Genomic DNA, 18,004 nt, shown 5'->3' with positions numbered 1-18,004 from the left:
CTTTTTTTGTGCTAATTATATGGATGTGATTCCGAATTATTTCGCTTGAAGTGTATATGTCACTGTTTTTGCTTTTTCTTCAAGGATTGGCGTATAGGTGAATGTCAGTACATTCCCCTTACGGCTTTTCATCCCTAACATTCTGCTCAGAATGTATTGATCTCTGCCATCATTTACTTTATCCCATTCTTTACGATCCTCACTAGTAATCAGTTGTTCACTGAGATTGACGATTTCTCCTGTACTGCTGTAGACAATATATAATTGAGTTGTATCTAATAAGCGAACGAGTGCCACATCCTCCGCGGCGTACTCCACTATGAAATCACCGGTTGCCCCGGTTAATTTCTCCATCTCAAACAACTTGCCCAAACCGCCATCCTTAGTAATATACTGAACGTTCTTCCCATCGGTCATATACACCTGAGTGGAAGGCACTTGAGGCGCGTGTGGATAAGCCGGAATCATATATTGATAATCCATTTGCTTAATTATTGTACCTGCTTGAACTAGTACCTGATAGCTGCTGTTGAAATCATAAAACATTGCATAATGATTGTCCGTTAATTGAAGTAAGTCCGTGCCATTTCCAAGTTTTTTAATCTCAAATCCATGATTGTAAGCTGACTCCTTAAGGGGTAGTTGGCCAATAATTACTGGTTTCCCAGCTGCCGTAGCCCGGTAATATAAATTTGCGTTTTTTTGAGATATCCAATAGGATCTACCTTCTACAGAAGCAGCAACAAATCTAGGTTCATCTACGATTTGGATAACCCCATCCGTTTTATTAAACGCGGTTTTACCCCCAAGTACACTGACTGCAGAGACCAAGGGCATGTACAACGAACCTTTTATGATACGCGGAGATTTTGTTAATGCCATCGCTGCCCCGTTCACTTTTGACGTTGCAGCACCCGCGGTGAAGATGACTTCACGCTCTGGACGTACCAGCTTGGCCATTTTGGACTTTTGATCCCACGATAACGTATAACCCATAGCATCTGCAAGTGATTTCAAGGGTACAAAAGTTGTATTCTCCGCGATGACTTGTTTACTGCTGATTCCAATTTCTTTATAGTTAAATTGAATTTGCTTGTCTGCTTGCGCAGATACCGATCCATATCCAGTACTTAAAATCAAAACGGCAAAGATCCCTAGTGTTACCTTCCATTTATTCATTTCTATCCGTCTCCTTCGACATTATAATCATATGTTATTAGACGGAAGATAATGGAAAAAGTTTCTTCTCACCCTCTAGCAAACTCATAAAATGCCAAAGCATCCTCCCAAGTTGGGAATCCTGCTTGCGCCAGTTTATCGCTGCCCCCGCCTTTACCATTATAGCTGCCTAGATGAGCTTTGAAAAAAGCTCCACAGGAAATCTCCGTGCTCCCATTCTGCGCAAACACAACCTTATTCTCCGCAGAAGTAGCTAATAATACAGGAAGATCACATTTCGAAGTCAGCTTATTAGCTAAGCTCTGTAGATCTTTTAGCGATTTATCCTCAAAAACTTGTGCGATCATCTTTCCCCCTTGCTCATTTAAAAGCTCTTGCAAGACATAATCATCATTTTTTTCTTTAAGCAGATTAATTTCAGCTTGCAGCAGCTTTTGTTCATTTTCCCATTTTTCAATTCGATCAATAATCTCATCTTTGCCTGTGTTGAATTTGGAAGATAGTGTACCAAGGATTTGCTGACTAGTATTAAATTCCTCTAAAGCACGATATCCACATTTAAAATAAATCCGTGTGTTCCCTTTTATTTTCTCAGCTTTCAAAAGCTTAATCATTCCAATTTCACCCGTTGAGGACACATGTGTCCCCCCACAAGCGTTGTATTCAACACCTTTGATCTCAACAATCCGGATATTCTCTGTCACTTTTGGCTGTTTAACCAATTTAAGCTGTGAAGCCTCTTCCCCTGTTACGAAATAGCTGAGAATATTGTGATTTAAGTAAATCTGCCGATTAACTTCTCTCTCTATGGAGTACAGTTGATCAGCAGACAGTTCTGGCACTTCTATATCAACAGTGCAATAGTCCTCACCTAAATGAAAGCTTAAGGTCATAAAGTTATGTTTTTCTAGACAAACCGCTGAGAGCAAATGCTGGCCACTATGCTGCTGCATATGGTCAAATCTTCTATTCCAATCGATCTGACAAGTTACCGATTCCCCATTAGGTAAACGTTCCAGCTTATGCAGTACAAGCTCTTCCTCACTGATTACATCAAGCACAGGAATTCCCTGAATAGCTCCAAGATCACAGGGTTGTCCACCACCATGCGGATAAAAAGCCGTCTCCTCTAAAAGAACATAAAGACCATCTTCTCGTTCTATGGTTTCAGTCACACGGGTTGGCCAATCAGTCAGGTATGTAGAATTGTAGTATAGTTTGTTGGTCATAAATGGTTTCCTCTCTTTTTTACGTTATCGACATATTAAGTTTATAGTATCATAACGGATAGTGTGAATCTTATTATTTCAAAAAAACCAGCTCCACGCAAAAACTGCGTAGAACTGGTATTAGGGTAATTAACAAGAACAAGTAGCATCTTTTAAATTTCTAATGGCAATTGCATTTAGTCGAAGCGCTTCTACTATTGAGTCTCTTACTGCTAACAATTCAAATCTTTCACGACTGCCAATAGGCAACCTGCAAAGAATGGCTTCAATTCTTTTAAGACTTTCTTTCAGAATCACTCTTTGCTTACGCAATGCGTTCAAAGCTCTTTGAATTTTTCTCTTCTCTGCAGCAGTCATAAACTACCACCTCTTTTCGATTGTGATAGTATATGAGATGCTTATTCCCCCTTATTTGCTTGTACAATCCGGAAACCAAATAACTATATTTACTCTTTTTTGCTAGCTTCCATGATAGGAACGGACCAGTCTACATTAGCATACATTCGATTGTTTATCGTGCGCACTAATTGAAGCTGCTCGGGAATTTGTGTAAGGCCTTCGGCACGGAATTGGAAATATTTCTTTTGATTATTTGACTGAGACTCGATAAATTCAATATAACCATCTTTCCATCCTACCCCTTTAGTAGTAAAAGCTCCTTGTTCAGTGAGTTTGTACTCCTTGCCATCTAGTGTCTTAAATATCCATTCACTATTTAAAAACTCATTTCTCAATCTTCCTCTAAAATGTAATACACCTTCCTTCGCTGATACATTGTTATCGGGAGATGACTCCACTGTAAAATCATTTAACATCAGTTCATCCCCGTCAAATGCAAAGGGAATCGGCTGTTCTTTCAACTTGGCAGGCTCAAATTGCACACTAGAACCATCCTTCTCTGGGATGAAATATCCATCCAATACGAAAGTATAAGGCGTATCCTGAGGTAAATATTTAAACGTATAGCTCCAGTGCATAAGTCCCTTTGTTGCCCCGGGAAGGTTAGAGTAGGACATCACGCTATTCTTATTAGGAAACTTTCTAGCATTAACACTGTGAATCTCTTCTCCTGCTGTATCCTCAAAATGGAATTTCAAGCCCTGTTGCTTCCATAGTTCGCCAGGAGAACGGGTCAATGCCTCTTCACTCAATTGCGTATCAAACTCAAAACGAACACCTTGCACCATATGAGTTAATTTTTTCAAGGTCACAGTTAAACCGTCCGGGGAGGTGTAGCTACCCGTTAGTGGCATGGAGGTTGTTTGTTTATTCGCTTCTGTCATATCCATAGAAAAATTGAAATTCCAATCGCCTTTAAGAGTAGGGATGTTCTTGCGTTCACTTCCCAATTCAGTAATATGACCTTCGACCGTAATTCGATCAGTTTGCAGAGGTTCAGTGAAATTAGCGATCAAATAGTAAAAGTCACTGGTAAATCCTATATCGTATAACTCCCCAACAACCTTCCCTTGATCATCCTTAATCGCAATACTGTTCCCATCATTAAGGGCCAACCGCTTTTTATCATGCTTTCCATCTGGTCCAAACAACTGTAACGCAACAATTACCCGTGTAGGATCTGCCACTGCTTCATCTATTTTGATTGTGTAGCCCTTATCCTTCACCTTAATATTAGGATGCTCTACCAACCCAAATTCTTGTGCTCGTAGAAGGCCAATGTCCATGTTGTTTTTTACAAAAAGAGAACGTAAAGTCTCTGCCAGTGTAGGAACGGAATATAAGATCACGGCACTTAGCACAACCAGTAACAACGCCGCACCCATAAATAATCTCAGCAACTTATTGCGCTTCGGATGCTTGCGATTCCTTTGTGTTGGAGTAAATTCCTCAAGCTCTACTTGTTCCAAAGAAGCCATTACTTGAGCAGTAAATGAATCTGGTAAGCGCTCTTCATACATAGCCTGCGACCATTCAGCTTGTTCCTCAAGCTCTGCTTCGTAGATCATATTACAATGCGTACAAGTTGCCATATGTTCAGCTACGGCTTGATCTCGTAAGATAGATTTGCTTAAAATATATTCTTCGATCTCATAGGAATTTAAGCACCTCATCGGTCTTCACCTCCTGGAGTGTAATTAGCTGCTTCAAACGCTGTTTAGCCCGGTATAAATCATTTTGAATCTTGCTTAATGGAACATCTAGAACCATACACATTTCTTCATAGCTTAAATCATTGGTATAACGAAGCAGTAAAGCCGTACGATAATTAGACGGGAGCTTCTGCATCAGGTGAAGCAGCTCTGTGCGATGCTCCGATCGCATTAATTCTTCTTCTGGATTATCCGAAAGAGAATATTCGGCATTGTCGTCCGGCAAACTCGCTGTCGGTCGGTCTTTTTTCCACAAATCCTTCAGTAAATTAGTCGCGATAGCATATAGCCACGCCGCAAAATTCTTATCCAAATCATGTGAGGCCAGCTTACGGTAAGCTTTAATAAACGTCTCCTGCGTTATGTCTTGTGCATCTTGATGATTGGCTCCCATTCCTCGCAAAAGCCCATAAATTTTATTCTTATATCGATTTACAAGATACGAATAGTCTTCTTTATGTCCATCGAGAACATTTTGGATCCATAGCCTCTCATCCTCTTTTTCAACTTTCGGTACATGTCCCTTCACCCTGAAGCCTCCTTGAAGCACGATACTATATAGACGATCCCTATTAAAAAAACTCTCACTTTATACAAAAAAAAGTAGATCTTCAAATAAAACGAAGACCTACTGTGTAATCTACCGATTACGTTTTAGAACAAAATACAACAATTGATCCATTTCTAAAGCCATAGAATCACTGAAGCGCTAAAGAAACCACTTTACTCCAATAAATTAACTCTTCATCCCTACCATATGCCCCGATACATTGAAATCCTAATGGCATGTTGTTTATAGAGGCAGCTGGAATACTCACCGCAGGCGCTCCAGCATATGACCAAATGGCCGTCATTCCGGTCCATCCGGTTCGTGAACCCCACAGCGGAGCTGTTCCTGCCTGAGCCGGCGAAACCCACAGATCAATCCCCTGTGACTTCTGCACATCTAATAGATCATTTCTGAGCTTGATTTGTCCGCTACGATATCCTTCCAGTTCTTCCTCAGTGATGGTTCGTCCAGATAAAATAGCCTGCCGTACGGTATCCTCATAAAGATCTTTATAAATATCAAATAGTGAATGATGGACTTGCGCCATTTCTCCGTGAACAAACCGCACCATGGCATCTCCGTAGATAAAGCTATCTTCCCACGGCATCGCAACTGTTTTTATGCTGAACCCTGCTTCCTCAAGCTTCTTAAGCTGCTTCTGAAAGGTTATCTTGGTGTCATCCTCCAATAATGTCATGTATACACCTTCGGGTATCCCTAGCACAGGTTTACGAGCTTCATTAAATGGTTTCCATTCTGTTACTAGCTCCGCGGCGAGAAAGTCCATACCCTCCATATCCTGAGTGAAAAATCCAAACGTATCAAAAGATGGCGACATCAATTGGACACCATCTATAGGGATACGCGCATAACTAGGTTTAAAGCCGACCACTCCGCAAAATGAAGCAGGTGCCATAACAGAACGCAAGGTTTGTGTACCTATCGCAAATGGACAGATACCCGCGGCAACCGCAGCAGCAGAGCCTGCACTAGAGCCGCCAGGCGTATGATCCAGCTGATGAGGATTGCGGGTTGTGATAGGTCCGGCATAAGCAAATTCCTCCGTCACTGTTTTGCCGGTGAACCAAACCCCTTTTTGCCGAAGCTTTTGAATAAAACTGCCCTCAGACTTCGTCAAAGCTTGTGGGGGAAGGTTCGACCCTGCACAGGTAGGCAACCCGTCTAAGTGAATTAAATCTTTGATTCCAACAGGTATTCCATATAGCGATGGTTTAGGAAATTCCGAATACTTCTCTTTTACCCTAGCCACTTCATTTTTTATTCTATCTGCTCGGTTCTCCTCTGGCACAAAAGCACGCACGTGTGGTTCTACCTTATCGTAAAGATCTAAATATTGTGTAAGATATCTATCCATGGTCACATCTGAGGTCTTATTGCCCTGAGCAAACTGAGCTAACGAAGATTTATTAATGTACATGTCTGATTGGAGCCCTCCTTAATATTCACTTAAACCAGGAAGCCATTTGAAGACGATTGTATTAATTTGGAACAACTTTATGTTACTAGTTAACCTTATCTATGGCTATACTTTAGTTCTCTATTTCTATTTTCATCCACAATATTGATTACACGATCCACCCACCCTTGATAAAATTGCTCCTCATGAGAAACTAGAATCACTGTACCTTTAAATTGGATTAAAGCATTCTGTAAAGCATCTTTTGTTTCGGCATCTAAGTGATTAGTGGGCTCATCTAAGATTAAGAAATTACATGCTGTAAGCAATAAAAGACACAGCTTAACTTTGGATTGCTCGCCACCGCTGAGTGTACGGATAGGCTGTGTAACGTGACTATCTTTTACAACACATAATGCTAGATGACGACGTATTTCCTTAATAGTCAATTTTGGATAAAACGATGAGACGATTTCAATAGGTGTCATGTTATCGTTTTCCCAAATTAAATCTTGCTCGTAGTAACCAATAGAGACTTGTTCCGCAAAGCGGAATGCCCCGTCAACACTGGGGATTTGACCAACTAATGTTTTCAGCAATGTTGATTTTCCGATGCCGTTAAAGCCTGCTATGACTATCTTTTGTCCTCCTCGAATGGAAAATGTTAATTTTGGCAGCAGCGGCCTATCGTAACCAACCACAAGATGGTCTACTCTAAGCGCAACTTGTGCAGTAACAGGAAGCTCTTGAAAACGGATAGATGCTTTAGTGACAAACGTCGGTGCAGCGATTCTCTCCATACGATCCAGCTGCTTCTGACGGCCACGGGCAATTCTAGAATTAACACCAGCACCATTTTTCCGGATATATTGCTCAGTGGCTTCAATTTTTTTCTGCTGTGCATGGTACTGCCGGATATGGCTTTCGCGAAAATGCTCCTTCTGTCTCAAAAAATCAGCATATTTGCCATGATATTTTTTAATCGTTTCCCCTTCAATATCGCAAATGCTTGTTGATATTTTATCGAGAAAAGTGTAGTTATGAGAGACCACAATGAAGGCTTGATCGAACGCTATCAGATATTCAGCAAGCCAGTTAATATGCGTGGTGTCGAGATAATTGGTGGGCTCGTCGAGCAATAACACATCAGGTTGTTCAAGCAACAGCTTTGCCAATATAACTTTGGTTCGCTGCCCCCCACTAAGCTGATCAATAGGACGGTCCATCCCCATTGCATTTAATCCTAGCCCCGTAACCACTTTACTGATATTGCTCTCGATAGAATAATAGTCGAGCGCCTCAAGTCGTTCCTGAAGGTCTGCTGCCTTCTGCAAAAGCACTTCATTGCCAGTAACAGCACATTCCGCATAAAGTGCATTCATCTTTTCTTCCATTTCGTATAATTCAGTGAACGCTCTCCTTAAATAACTTTGAACGGTACTTGACCCATCAATAACCGCGTATTGATCAAGATGACCTATTTTGATATTGGGCTGCCATTTAATCGTTCCACCATCAGGAATCACCTCGCCCGTCAGAATACCAATCAATGTGCTTTTCCCTGTTCCATTCTGACCCACTACACCTACATGCTCCCCTTTGTAGACTTCCAAAAAAACCTGTTTATACAGCACTTTATCTCCAAAAGCATGTGATACATTAGAAACCTCGAGTAAACTCAATTGCTTTCCTCTTTTCTATAATTGTTTTTAAGCACAAAAAAAGCAGAAGACACCGCGCCCTTGGGCGCAAGCCTTCTGCTTATTAGTGCACAAATAGACGGCACAAATAGATAATTGTCAGTTTGGAAACTGAACATTATAAACACAAAAGGCTGTAGACGAAAATTGTCTACAGCCTCTTAATCATTAACATCGGAAGATGGCGTAATCAAATAAGCATGAATAATCACACTAAAATGACCTAGCTATCTTTCGATGATATAAAAAGCGATTCGCTTTTTGATTAAGCTCCGGACAACGTTTCATCGTTTGTATCCGATTGTTCGGAGCAGCTTCTGGTATATAATTTTTCAGTTTCCACATGAATCATGTTGAACCATCCCTTCGTTTGGCTACATTTTAAATCGTGTATCCGCACTTGTCAACCACCATCCGAGAGGTGCTGTTATTTTTTGCGGGCGCGTTTGACCGTACCGATCCTAGTCCCTTGAGGAATAGTAATGAACTGGCTCTTCGATACACCAATAAGCTGTGAAGTATAAATACTACTATGTCCGGAGAATAAATAACTCACCACACAAGCGATAAACATGTATATGGCTCCTTCCGAACCAAACAGCTCGATCCCCATTAAGAAGCAAGCGATAGGCGTGCTAGTAGCTCCACAGAAGACAGCAATAAAACCGAGGGCAGCTAAAAAGGGTCCATACAAATGTAATATTCCAGCCAAAGCATTGCCTAGTGTGGCACCAATCGTAAATAACGGAGTAACCTCACCACCCTGAAATCCTGTTCCTAAGGTAAAGGCGGTAAAGATCAGCTTCCATAAAAAAGCGAACGGCGAGACATCTCCCTCAAAAGAATCCTTGATTAATGGAATTCCGAGGCCTAAGTAATCACGAGACCCTACAAGGAATACTAAGGCAATGATAATTAATCCACCTACGGCACCTTTTATCATTGGATTGCTTATCCTGGCGGTGAAGATTCTTTTTAGAAAATGAGTCAGTTCACTGAAAAGCATACTCACGAGACCAAAAATTACAGAGGCCAATACCACTTTTAGAATAATCATTAAACTTAAAGCTGGAAATTCATTCACTACATAGTGTGTATGATGAACACCCCACAATCGAGTGGTGACCAGATCACCAACAAAGCTAGCCACAAAACATGGAAGTAATGCCTGTTGGCTAATAAGTCCAATGGTTACTACCTCTAGACCAAATAAGGTTCCAGCCAGCGGTGTTCCGAAAATAGAACCAAAGCCTGCACTGATCCCGCACATTAACAGTATCTTACGATCCAGAGGACTGATTTTAATCAGCTTTCCGAACCATTCCGCAAGGCTTCCGCCCATTTGAACAGCTGTCCCTTCACGCCCAGCGGATCCACCAAATAAGTGGGTTACCAGTGTCCCGAACAATACTAAGGGTGCCATCCGTAATGGAATGGTCTCGTTACCATCCTGAATTTGTTCTATAATAAGGTTATTTCCTTTAGCGCTGTTTTTTCCGTAACGCATATATAGGAAACTAACAAATACTCCCCCAAGAGGCAACAAATAAAGTAGCCCTGGATGCTCTAAACGTACATCTGTTACGTAATCCAAGCTTTTTAGAAAAAAAGCAGAGGCGGTGCCGGATAAAATACCAACTACACTGCCGAGCACAATCCATTTGATAAATGTACTCCAAAGAGCAAAATAACTTCGCTTCTTAGTGATTTCAAACCATCGGGTAGACCATGGATTCATCTCGACAGCTCCTAAGGACAAAATAAATTAGTCTCAACAATAAAACAGACTCCTACCAGGGAAGCTCGCACTGGTAGGAGTCATTAGTCTCAGAGAGACAGTTACGGCGAACTCCATCGCCCTTTATAAAACTTAAATTATTCTTCTTCTGAATCTACGTTATGATACACTTGTTGAACATCTTCCAGGTCTTCCAAAGCATCAATCAATTTCTCGAATTGAGCTTGAGCATCTTCTGGGAGTGCCACATAGTTTTGTGGAAGCATGTTTAACTCAGCAACAGTAAATTCAGTGATGCCTGCATTCTTGAATACTTCTTGCACTGCATTGAACTGATCAGGCTCTGCATAAACAATAACTGCATCATCCTCTTCCAGCACATCGCGTACATCAAGTTCTGCATCAAACATCATTTCAATTACTTCATCAGCAGTTTTACCTTCCACACCTATAACGGCCGTAGAGTCAAACATGTAAGCTACTGATCCGCTGACACCCATATTTCCGCCATTCTTACTGAAGGTTGAACGGATCAATGGAGCTGTCCGATTAACGTTATTTGTGAGCGCATCAACGATGATCATTGAACCGCTAGGTCCAAATCCTTCATAACGAAGCTCTTCATAATTTTCTTCAGCGCTACCTTTAGCCTTATCAAGCGCACGGTCAATGATCGCTTTTGGTACATTGTAAGTTTTTGCACGTTCTAATACAACTTTCAGGGCCCGGTTCGCTTCTGGATCGGGTTCACCCTTCTTTGCTGCTACATAAATCTCAACACCAAACTTTGCATAAACACGACTAGTGTTTGCGTCTTTGGAAGCTTTCTTTTCTTTAATATTATTCCACTTACGACCCATATTGTTCCCGCTCTCTTTCAACATGAATTAAAAACAATTGTTACTTATTATACCCTTCTTCGATAGCTCTAGTAAAGTGCAGTAGTAGGTTAATCCTCTAAGCTGTCACAATACAGATAGAAAAAGGCCCCTGATTCAATCAGGAGCCTGCTAATTTTTTATAGATTACTGCCAAATTTCATCTGCAATCTCTTTAATAAACTGCAGTTTATCCCATTGCTGTTGATCTGTCAGATGGTTTCCTTCTTCCGTAGAGGCAAAACCACATTGTGGGCTCAGGCACAACTGATTGATATCCACATATTGCGAAGCTTCTTTAATCCGTCCAATGATTTCTTCTTTATTCTCAAGCTCACCTGACTTCGAACTGAACAAACCTAAAACCACTTGCTGATCTTTAATAAATCTAAGGGGTGCAAAGTCTCCGGCCCGATCCGTATCGAACTCCAGATAGAAACCATCTACATCTACCGTTCCAAATAACACTTCTGCGATAGGCTCGTATCCGCCGGATGCTGCCCAAGTGGACGCGTAGTTCCCACGGCATACATGCATCGTGATAACCATATCTGCTGGATGATCTTTAATCGCTTCGTTATTTACAAATGCGTATAGCTTAGCGATTTCGTTAACATCTACACCCTCTTTTTGACGGGCTTCCCAATATCCTTTATCACAGAGCATACCCCATGTGCAGTCGTCCAATTGCAGATTACGGCAACCTGCCTCATAGAAATCGCGAATAACTTCACGATAAGCTGCAGCAATATCAGCCACAAGTTCATCCTGCTTGTCGTAAACAGCTACAGTAGTCTTTTGATTGCGCTGAAGTTCAGCAAGGAACTGCGCTGGCGAAGGAATCGTTTGGCGCGCTACTACATCATTTCCCGCTATGCTAACCAATTGTTTGTAGTCAGCGATCATTGGATGGTTAGTCCCACGGATTTTACCGGATAATTCTGCAGTTTCCGCTCTGGTCTCTACACCATTAAACAGGTAGCCCACTGGGCTGACTTTCTTTGTTACCCCTTCAAGGCCCCACATAAAATCTAAATGCCACCAGGAGCGGCGGAACTCTCCATCCGTTACACCTTTTAATCCAATCGCTTTTTGTTTTTTCACAACTCTGGCAATCTCTGTATCTTCAACCTTGCGCAATTCATCAGCGGAGATTTCATTATTTTGATATTGGACACGAGCTCTCTTAATCGTTTCCGGACGTAAGAAGCTGCCAACGATATCTACTCTGAATGGCACTTCAGTTCTTTGTTTTCCTTTTTGGATGGTACTCATAGGGGTTCGTCCTCCTTTATTGTCTGTGCTTTTCTGTTGAATTCACTATAGCACTGTACAATCAGGACAGGGTAACTCCTAAAAACTATGGCCTACCATAAGCTTACGCTATAGCAGGCCACCAAATTAGCTTATTTAATTATAACCAGACCTCTCGGGCGGTTTCGATCACAAGGCGTATTTTATCCCACTGCTCTTCTTCAGTTAGAATATTTCCTTCCTCCGTAGAAGCAAATCCACACTGAGGGCTTAGGCACAACTTCTCAATATCTACATATTGCGCGGCTTCTTCGATTCTTGCCTTAAGCTGCTCTTTACTCTCCAGACCCCCATGTTTGGTCGTTACTAATCCCAACACTACAAATTGGTCTTTAATAAATCGTAAGGGCTCGAAATCGCCAGCTCGTTCATTATCATATTCCAAGAAAAAGGCATCAACTTTGGTATTGGAAAAAAGCACCTCGGCAACAGGCTCATAACCGCCAGCAGCGAACCAAGTGGAGCGAAAATTACCTCGGCAAACGTGCAGCGCGATGGTCATATCATGCGGACGATTCGCAATACTCTCATTGATCAGCCTAACGTAATCCTTCGCTAACTGATCGGGATCTGTACCTCTACTGCGTAAATGTGCGCGATGTCGGCCACTGCTCAGCGTTCCCCAAGTTGTGTCGTCTAACTGAAGGTAACGGCAGCCTGCATCATAAAAGGCTTGAATCGCAGTTTGGTAAACCGCGATGATATCTTGAAATAGAGTTTCCTTATCAGGGTAAACTTCATTTCCATTAAACTCCTCCACAAAGTGAAATAGGGCAGGTGAAGGGATCGTCATTTTGGGTAACCGGTCTCCCGCCATTTCCTTGAGCTTTATAAATTGCTGTAGCATGGGATGATCTTCAAAGGAAATCCGGTCAACAATTCGGAATGATTCTGCACGCTGAACCGTTTCCGCTCTTCCATTCCCTTGATTTAAGTTAATCTTTTCAGTTCCTTTAATTCCGACAAAGAAATCAAGATGCCACCAGGAACGGCGAAACTCACCATCTGTAACTGCTAATAATCCTACTTCCTTTTCTAATTCCAGTAGTTTAGCAATCTCAATATTCTCTATTTCATAAAGCTCACTACCTGTAATTTCACCATTCTCATATTGGAGGCGGGCTGCTTTAATCTCTTCCGTACGCAAGAAGCTGCCGACGATATCATAGCGAAAGGGTGGAGCATTTCTCTGGGTGCCAGTTACGGGTCTAATCATACCGATCCTCCTACAGCTATAGTAAAAAATGATTTAGATCAAAATAACTTCCGGAAACCAAGTCATTTAAGATTTCTATATACTTGGATGCCATCACACTAGGTCTACGATCTTTATGCGCAATCCAACCAACCGTGAATACTTCATTACTCTCAAATGGAATCGTCTTCAGTCCATTACCGTTCAGATCGGATGCCATGATTCCTGTACCCACTGTATAACCGTCCGTGCCCATTAATAAATTGGTCAAGGTTGCCCGGTCATTCACTTTAATATTCTTCTCAATCTGAGAAAAACTTAACATTTCCTCCGAGAAGTGAAGTGAATTGTTCTCACCCTGTTCAAAAGTAATATACGGAAAAGGTAAAATATCGTCCTGCGAGATCCTTTCCTTCTGGGCAAGCGGATGTCCAGTTCTAACATAAAGATGTGGGTCAGTATTAAAGAGTGGCGTGAATTTCAGATTACCGTCACTGAACAGCTTATTCATATGCTTATAGTTGCTCTCGTTAATATAAAGAATCCCCAAATCGCTACGGAGAGTACGCACATCTTCGATGATGTCGTAGGTTTGCGTCTCTCTCAAGCTGAAGTTGTACTCTGAGACATCACTTTGCTTCATGAGACTCACAAAAGCATCTACCACAAAAGCATAATGCTGAGTCGAAATGGAAAAATAGATTGGGCTACGCTTTTTCCCAGTATAACGATTCTCCATAAGCTCTGTTTGTTCAATGATTTGACGGGCATATCCGAGAAATTCCATTCCTTCTACAGAAATGCTGATTCCACGGTTCGTCCTTTCAAAGATGGTAATCCCAAGTTCATTTTCAAGCTCTTTAATAGCGTTGGACAGGCTCGGTTGAGAAACAAAGAGTTTCTTTGCCGCCTCATTCATGGAGCCACTATTTGCAATTTCGATAGCGTAGCGGAGCTGCTGCAACGTCACTCCTATTCCCCCTGTTCCAGACCTATTCGTACTACATTCTGTTTCATACTAGCTGATATCGTAGCATAAATACACATCTCATTCCAAGATAATCCTTATTATGTGCCCAATAACGCGTACTTATTGTGTTCTCTTTTTCCCAGCATCAATCTTGGCAGGATCTAGTCCTTTCCAGATATTTGGCATATCAACCTGTTCTGGATGCTCAAAAACTAAAAAAGCTGTAGGCAAATACCGCTCACCATATTGGGATGAAGGTTTATTCATAATCTCATTGTCTTTTACTAGTACCGTAGAAGAACCACCATCAAGATTAGCCGCTATCACGGCTCCATGCTTAAGCAAAATCTGCTGCACATCATAGAGATTTGCTCCAATACTATAAGTAGGCTGTCGACCGTCAATTACTACAAAAATAATAGCGCCATCTGCCCGCTGACCCATTGCTGTTCTAGGTGCAATCCCCCAACCTTCCGCTGCATTCTTAATCAATCCTTTGCCATTGACGATTAGCCGCGGGCTAAAAGTAACTGCCTCCTGAACCCCCATTTTACTAATCTCATCTAGCGTATAATTCCCTGCAACCATTTTTCCTTGTTTATCCAGACCAACAATCTGTGTAGATTTTTTACCGCCAAGACCGTTGTAATATAACTTACCTTGTGAGACTACAATTCCTATGGGTTTAAACCCGTTACCTTTCCAGTTCGGATCAGCGAACCCACCACCGTTAACTCCAGCGATAGCGCCTGTACGCTTCACCATACTGGTTACTTTTTCACCTGAACCAATCTTATTAGGTATTCCTAGTCGGACTTTGGTTGGATCATTAACAATCATTACATATCCGGTATAGCCACTGCCTGAGACATTCTCAATCTCGACAAGCGGCTTCTCTACCACCTCAGGTTCGGGAGCAATCGTATGTGTATCTATTTCGTCCCCCATCTCTTCAAAACGGGCGGTATATTCGGTTACCCGGTCCTTCAGTTGATCTTCACCTATAATATATTTAGCCATATAGCGATGTTGTGTTGTAATTAACGTATCTGCGATTGTATAACGTAAGTTCTGAGCCGAGGGTGCAAAATAAAGCCATCCACCAGCAGCGATCATTAAAAATAAGCAGAATAAAAAAACTTTGGATAAGGTGCGAAAAAAACTCCGTTTCTTCCGCTTTTTTATTGGTTTCTTTACAGGTTTCTTATTGCGTGCATTGGAACGTTGAGGTAATGATGAAGTGCTCACTTCTGAGTATCCCTCCCTAAATATTACTAATTTGATAATATGTACAACTCGTCCTTATCATAGACGATGATTTTCGTTAAAAGTTTCTGTTTGAGAAATAGTCAGCATTCAAAAACAAAAAACGAGCAGGTTTCCAATATCTTGGCTACCTGCTCATCTAAAGCTAAACAAATTCTAATGTCTTCCTACTCCACCACCGCTGCTAGCGCTACCGCCGCCACCTGATGAGCCACCACCGCCGGAATAACCGCCGCCACCTGATGAGCCTCTATCATCATCATCTGAGTAGCTGCGGCTGGATGAGCTTGAAGAATGTCTTCCTGCTCCTCCACCACTGCTGGAACCTCCACCACCATGGTTCTCGTTGCTTGAGGAATACCGTCCTGCACCGCCACCGTTAGTAGAGCCTCCGCCACCACTGTTTCCCCAGAAACTTGATTGCGAATTGTTTGTATTCCTATGGTGGTGATGATAATAACGTCTGTGCCAGCGTCTGCCATAACCGTAATCCGCTTGACCATGCCAAGGACCATAACGGCGTATATTCCTTTGGCTATATGGATTAAATGGCAAACCATACATTTCTATATATCTATTGCGTCGTGAAGCAGTAAATCCAAATAAGATGAGCGAACCAAAAATCGCTGAGAAAATTAGAAAAGCCTTGCTTTTACTAACCGCCTCACCTCCACTTGTAGCTGTAGTAGAGGAAGTACCAGAATTCGTTGTAGTCCCAGGATTAACATTGTTTCCGTTGTTTCCTGTGACTCCTTGCGGATGATCCGCTCTCGCTAACAAGAAACTGTAGAACGAATTAACTGTCGTTGTAGCTCCCGTACCGTAATCTTTTTTCACAAATTGGGGTTCAAGCACGGTATTTAAAATATCACTAATAACCTCATTGGTTAAAACCTTGTCGATATCCTTGCCTTGTAGAACATGATAGTTGTCTCCGCCTATGTCCAATACAAGCATAACATCCTTAGGACCAGCACCTACCGAAGCAAACTTCATATAAGTATAGTCCTGCAATGTTTTATCTCCAGCATTTTTTACGGTGACCACATAAATTCCACTTCCGGTTGTTGTTTTATATCTGTTGCTGGAATCGTTCAGATAGTCTTTAGTTACTTTTTTGAGCACACCCGCATTATCGGATACGTAATTTTTGGTGCCAACATTTTCTGCCCAAGTGCCACCCATAGCTTGAATAAAAGCTCCATACGTCTTCCTAGCACCATTACTGTATGTTTTAGCTGCGAAATCCGGCTCAAGATATTGTGAAAGAATCTCTTTAATCTTACTGTTAGGCAATGATTCCTCTATACCTTTACCTTGTACCGCCCAATAATCATCATCTTTTATAGAGAGCAGCAGCAGGAGACCATTATTTTTATCCGCAGCCCCCACACCCCAGCTATTGAAAAGCGATTTTGCATACTCTTCCATCGAAACCCCTTCAGTAGAATCCACAGTTACAAGCACAACTTGAGCTCCAGTAGCCTGATGTAATCGAATGCCGTAGTTCACCATGTAATTCTCTGCTTTCTCGTCAATCACATTCGCAAAATCATTCACATAAAATGACCCTGTATGCTTAGGTACAGCAGTTTTGGCTAAACTTACAGCCGGCAAAAGCAATACACTTAACAATAAGGCAGCAAGTGTGGTATGTAGCAGTATTTTTAGAGTTCTCGTGTTCATATGTACCTCCTGATCTATCATTATCTCTCTTATTTATCGGTTACGCGCGGTTAGCGGAATAGTTCCATTTTATTCTAAACTGGAAATTACACAACAGGAAAAAACGCTTAGAGTTTGTGAGGCGGGTGATTTGAGGCGTGCAAGTCGCTTTAGGGGCAATCATCGTGTTGTGTTGATGGATCACACTCAAGATCATTGGAGATTTGGAACCCCCTGCTGGATAACATACTTTTCGCCGATGGATCGGACTCAGGAGTCGTTATTTTGTTCATTTGCGGGTTTGCGGCAGGCTATCGGACTCAGTTGCAGCTATTTACTCAAAACCACACTGTTTATCCACAAATGTTGGCCAATAAGTGCTATACAGTCCGTTATCTCGGCAAAATGAGCTAAAAAGGCGAAATAGCTGCAATACGGTCCGTAACACCCTGAACTTCCTTGGCCACTTGAGGTTCATTGGAGATTTGGAACCCCCTGCTGGATAACATACTTTTCGCCGATGGATCGGACTCAGGAGTCGTTATTTTGTTCATTTGCGGGTTTGCGGCAGGCTATCGGACTCAGTTGCAGCTATTTACTCAAAACCACACTGTTTATCCACAAATGTTGGCCAATAAGTGCTATACAGTCCGATAACGCAGCAAAATGAGCTTAAAAGCCGAAATAGCTGCAATACGGTCCGTAACACACTGAACTTCCTTAGCTACTTGAGATAATGGGAGTTTTTGATCCCTCCTACTGAGATAACATACTTTTCGCCGATGGATCGGA

General features: G+C 41.9%; 14 protein-coding genes and 1 riboswitch. All 14 genes read right to left on the bottom strand.

The window, feature by feature from the left end; genetic code table 11:
* Window positions 1-36 precede the first annotated feature (36 nt).
* The 14 genes from NST58_RS15525 to NST58_RS15460 all read right to left on the bottom strand — a co-directional run bounded on the left by NST58_RS15525 (window position 37) and on the right by NST58_RS15460 (window position 17,233).
* Window positions 37-1,179, bottom strand: a complete 1,143-nt coding sequence (locus NST58_RS15525; protein WP_339248650.1) for a copper amine oxidase N-terminal domain-containing protein — start codon at window positions 1,177-1,179, stop codon at window positions 37-39.
* A 68-nt stretch (window positions 1,180-1,247) separates the two neighbouring features.
* The gene (locus tag NST58_RS15520) at window positions 1,248-2,408 is read right to left on the bottom strand and encodes a DHHA1 domain-containing protein (RefSeq protein ID WP_339248648.1); all 1,161 of its coding nucleotides are present in this window, start codon (window positions 2,406-2,408) and stop codon (window positions 1,248-1,250) included.
* Between the two features lie 129 nt (window positions 2,409-2,537).
* Window positions 2,538-2,765, bottom strand: coding sequence for a hypothetical protein (locus NST58_RS15515; RefSeq protein WP_036678084.1), 228 nt, complete (start codon window positions 2,763-2,765; stop codon window positions 2,538-2,540).
* 89 nt (window positions 2,766-2,854) lie between these two features.
* Window positions 2,855-4,480, bottom strand: coding sequence for a DUF4179 domain-containing protein (locus NST58_RS15510; protein WP_339248647.1), 1,626 nt, complete (start codon window positions 4,478-4,480; stop codon window positions 2,855-2,857).
* Window positions 4,458-5,048 carry a sigma-70 family RNA polymerase sigma factor gene (locus NST58_RS15505; RefSeq protein ID WP_076302019.1) on the bottom strand — a complete coding sequence of 197 codons (591 nt, stop codon included), beginning with the start codon at window positions 5,046-5,048 and terminating at the stop codon, window positions 4,458-4,460. Before NST58_RS15505 ends, NST58_RS15510 begins: the two co-directional genes overlap by 23 nt.
* A gap of 169 nt (window positions 5,049-5,217) precedes the next feature.
* Window positions 5,218-6,507 (bottom strand): amidase, encoded by a 1,290-nt coding sequence (locus NST58_RS15500; RefSeq protein ID WP_339190952.1) that lies wholly within the window; start codon window positions 6,505-6,507, stop codon window positions 5,218-5,220.
* A gap of 95 nt (window positions 6,508-6,602) precedes the next feature.
* Entirely contained in the window at window positions 6,603-8,168 is a 1,566-nt protein-coding gene (locus NST58_RS15495; RefSeq protein ID WP_339248646.1) for an ABC-F family ATP-binding cassette domain-containing protein, read from the bottom strand.
* A gap of 445 nt (window positions 8,169-8,613) precedes the next feature.
* Complete coding sequence (locus NST58_RS15490; RefSeq protein ID WP_339190946.1) at window positions 8,614-9,924, bottom strand: voltage-gated chloride channel family protein; 1,311 nt, start codon at window positions 9,922-9,924, stop codon at window positions 8,614-8,616.
* A 67-nt stretch (window positions 9,925-9,991) separates the two neighbouring features.
* Window positions 9,992-10,054: riboswitch (Fluoride riboswitch) on the bottom strand.
* Window positions 10,055-10,061: 7 nt separating this feature from the next.
* Window positions 10,062-10,784 (bottom strand): YebC/PmpR family DNA-binding transcriptional regulator, encoded by a 723-nt coding sequence (locus NST58_RS15485; RefSeq protein ID WP_036678376.1) that lies wholly within the window; start codon window positions 10,782-10,784, stop codon window positions 10,062-10,064.
* Between the two features lie 165 nt (window positions 10,785-10,949).
* Window positions 10,950-12,077: a 5-methyltetrahydropteroyltriglutamate--homocysteine S-methyltransferase gene (locus NST58_RS15480; RefSeq protein ID WP_339190943.1), complete on the bottom strand. Its 1,128-nt coding sequence runs from the start codon at window positions 12,075-12,077 to the stop codon at window positions 10,950-10,952.
* A gap of 139 nt (window positions 12,078-12,216) precedes the next feature.
* A complete protein-coding gene (locus NST58_RS15475) occupies window positions 12,217-13,332 on the bottom strand; it encodes a 5-methyltetrahydropteroyltriglutamate--homocysteine S-methyltransferase (protein ID WP_076184511.1) in 1,116 nt (371 codons plus the stop codon).
* A gap of 16 nt (window positions 13,333-13,348) precedes the next feature.
* On the bottom strand, window positions 13,349-14,281 hold the full coding sequence (locus tag NST58_RS15470; protein ID WP_076105621.1) for a LysR family transcriptional regulator: 933 nt from the start codon (window positions 14,279-14,281) through the stop codon (window positions 13,349-13,351).
* Between the two features lie 120 nt (window positions 14,282-14,401).
* Window positions 14,402-15,529: a phosphodiester glycosidase family protein gene (locus NST58_RS15465; RefSeq protein ID WP_076125850.1), complete on the bottom strand. Its 1,128-nt coding sequence runs from the start codon at window positions 15,527-15,529 to the stop codon at window positions 14,402-14,404.
* A 174-nt stretch (window positions 15,530-15,703) separates the two neighbouring features.
* Window positions 15,704-17,233 (bottom strand): TPM domain-containing protein, encoded by a 1,530-nt coding sequence (locus tag NST58_RS15460; RefSeq protein ID WP_339248642.1) that lies wholly within the window; start codon window positions 17,231-17,233, stop codon window positions 15,704-15,706.
* Window positions 17,234-18,004: the final 771 nt, after the last annotated feature.

The organism is Paenibacillus sp. FSL R10-2796 (assembly GCF_037965315.1).
Taxonomy (GTDB): Bacteria; Bacillota; Bacilli; order Paenibacillales; family Paenibacillaceae; genus Paenibacillus_AQ; species Paenibacillus_AQ odorifer.
This window is presented reverse-complemented; position numbering and strand designations above follow the sequence as displayed.

Excerpts from the sequence above, each read along its gene's own strand:
- NST58_RS15525 (WP_339248650.1), bottom strand. The coding sequence starts at position 1,179 with ATGAATAAATGGAAGGTAACACTAGGGATCTTTGCCGTTTTGATTTTA.
- NST58_RS15520 (WP_339248648.1), bottom strand. The coding sequence starts at position 2,408 with ATGACCAACAAACTATACTACAATTCTACATACCTGACTGATTGGCCA.
- NST58_RS15515 (WP_036678084.1), bottom strand. The coding sequence starts at position 2,765 with ATGACTGCTGCAGAGAAGAGAAAAATTCAAAGAGCTTTGAACGCATTG.
- NST58_RS15510 (WP_339248647.1), bottom strand. The coding sequence starts at position 4,480 with ATGAGGTGCTTAAATTCCTATGAGATCGAAGAATATATTTTAAGCAAA.
- NST58_RS15500 (WP_339190952.1), bottom strand. The coding sequence starts at position 6,507 with ATGTACATTAATAAATCTTCGTTAGCTCAGTTTGCTCAGGGCAATAAG.
- NST58_RS15490 (WP_339190946.1), bottom strand. The coding sequence starts at position 9,924 with ATGAATCCATGGTCTACCCGATGGTTTGAAATCACTAAGAAGCGAAGT.
- NST58_RS15485 (WP_036678376.1), bottom strand. The coding sequence starts at position 10,784 with ATGGGTCGTAAGTGGAATAATATTAAAGAAAAGAAAGCTTCCAAAGAC.
- NST58_RS15480 (WP_339190943.1), bottom strand. The coding sequence starts at position 12,077 with ATGAGTACCATCCAAAAAGGAAAACAAAGAACTGAAGTGCCATTCAGA.
- NST58_RS15475 (WP_076184511.1), bottom strand. The coding sequence starts at position 13,332 with ATGATTAGACCCGTAACTGGCACCCAGAGAAATGCTCCACCCTTTCGC.
- NST58_RS15460 (WP_339248642.1), bottom strand. The coding sequence starts at position 17,233 with ATGAACACGAGAACTCTAAAAATACTGCTACATACCACACTTGCTGCC.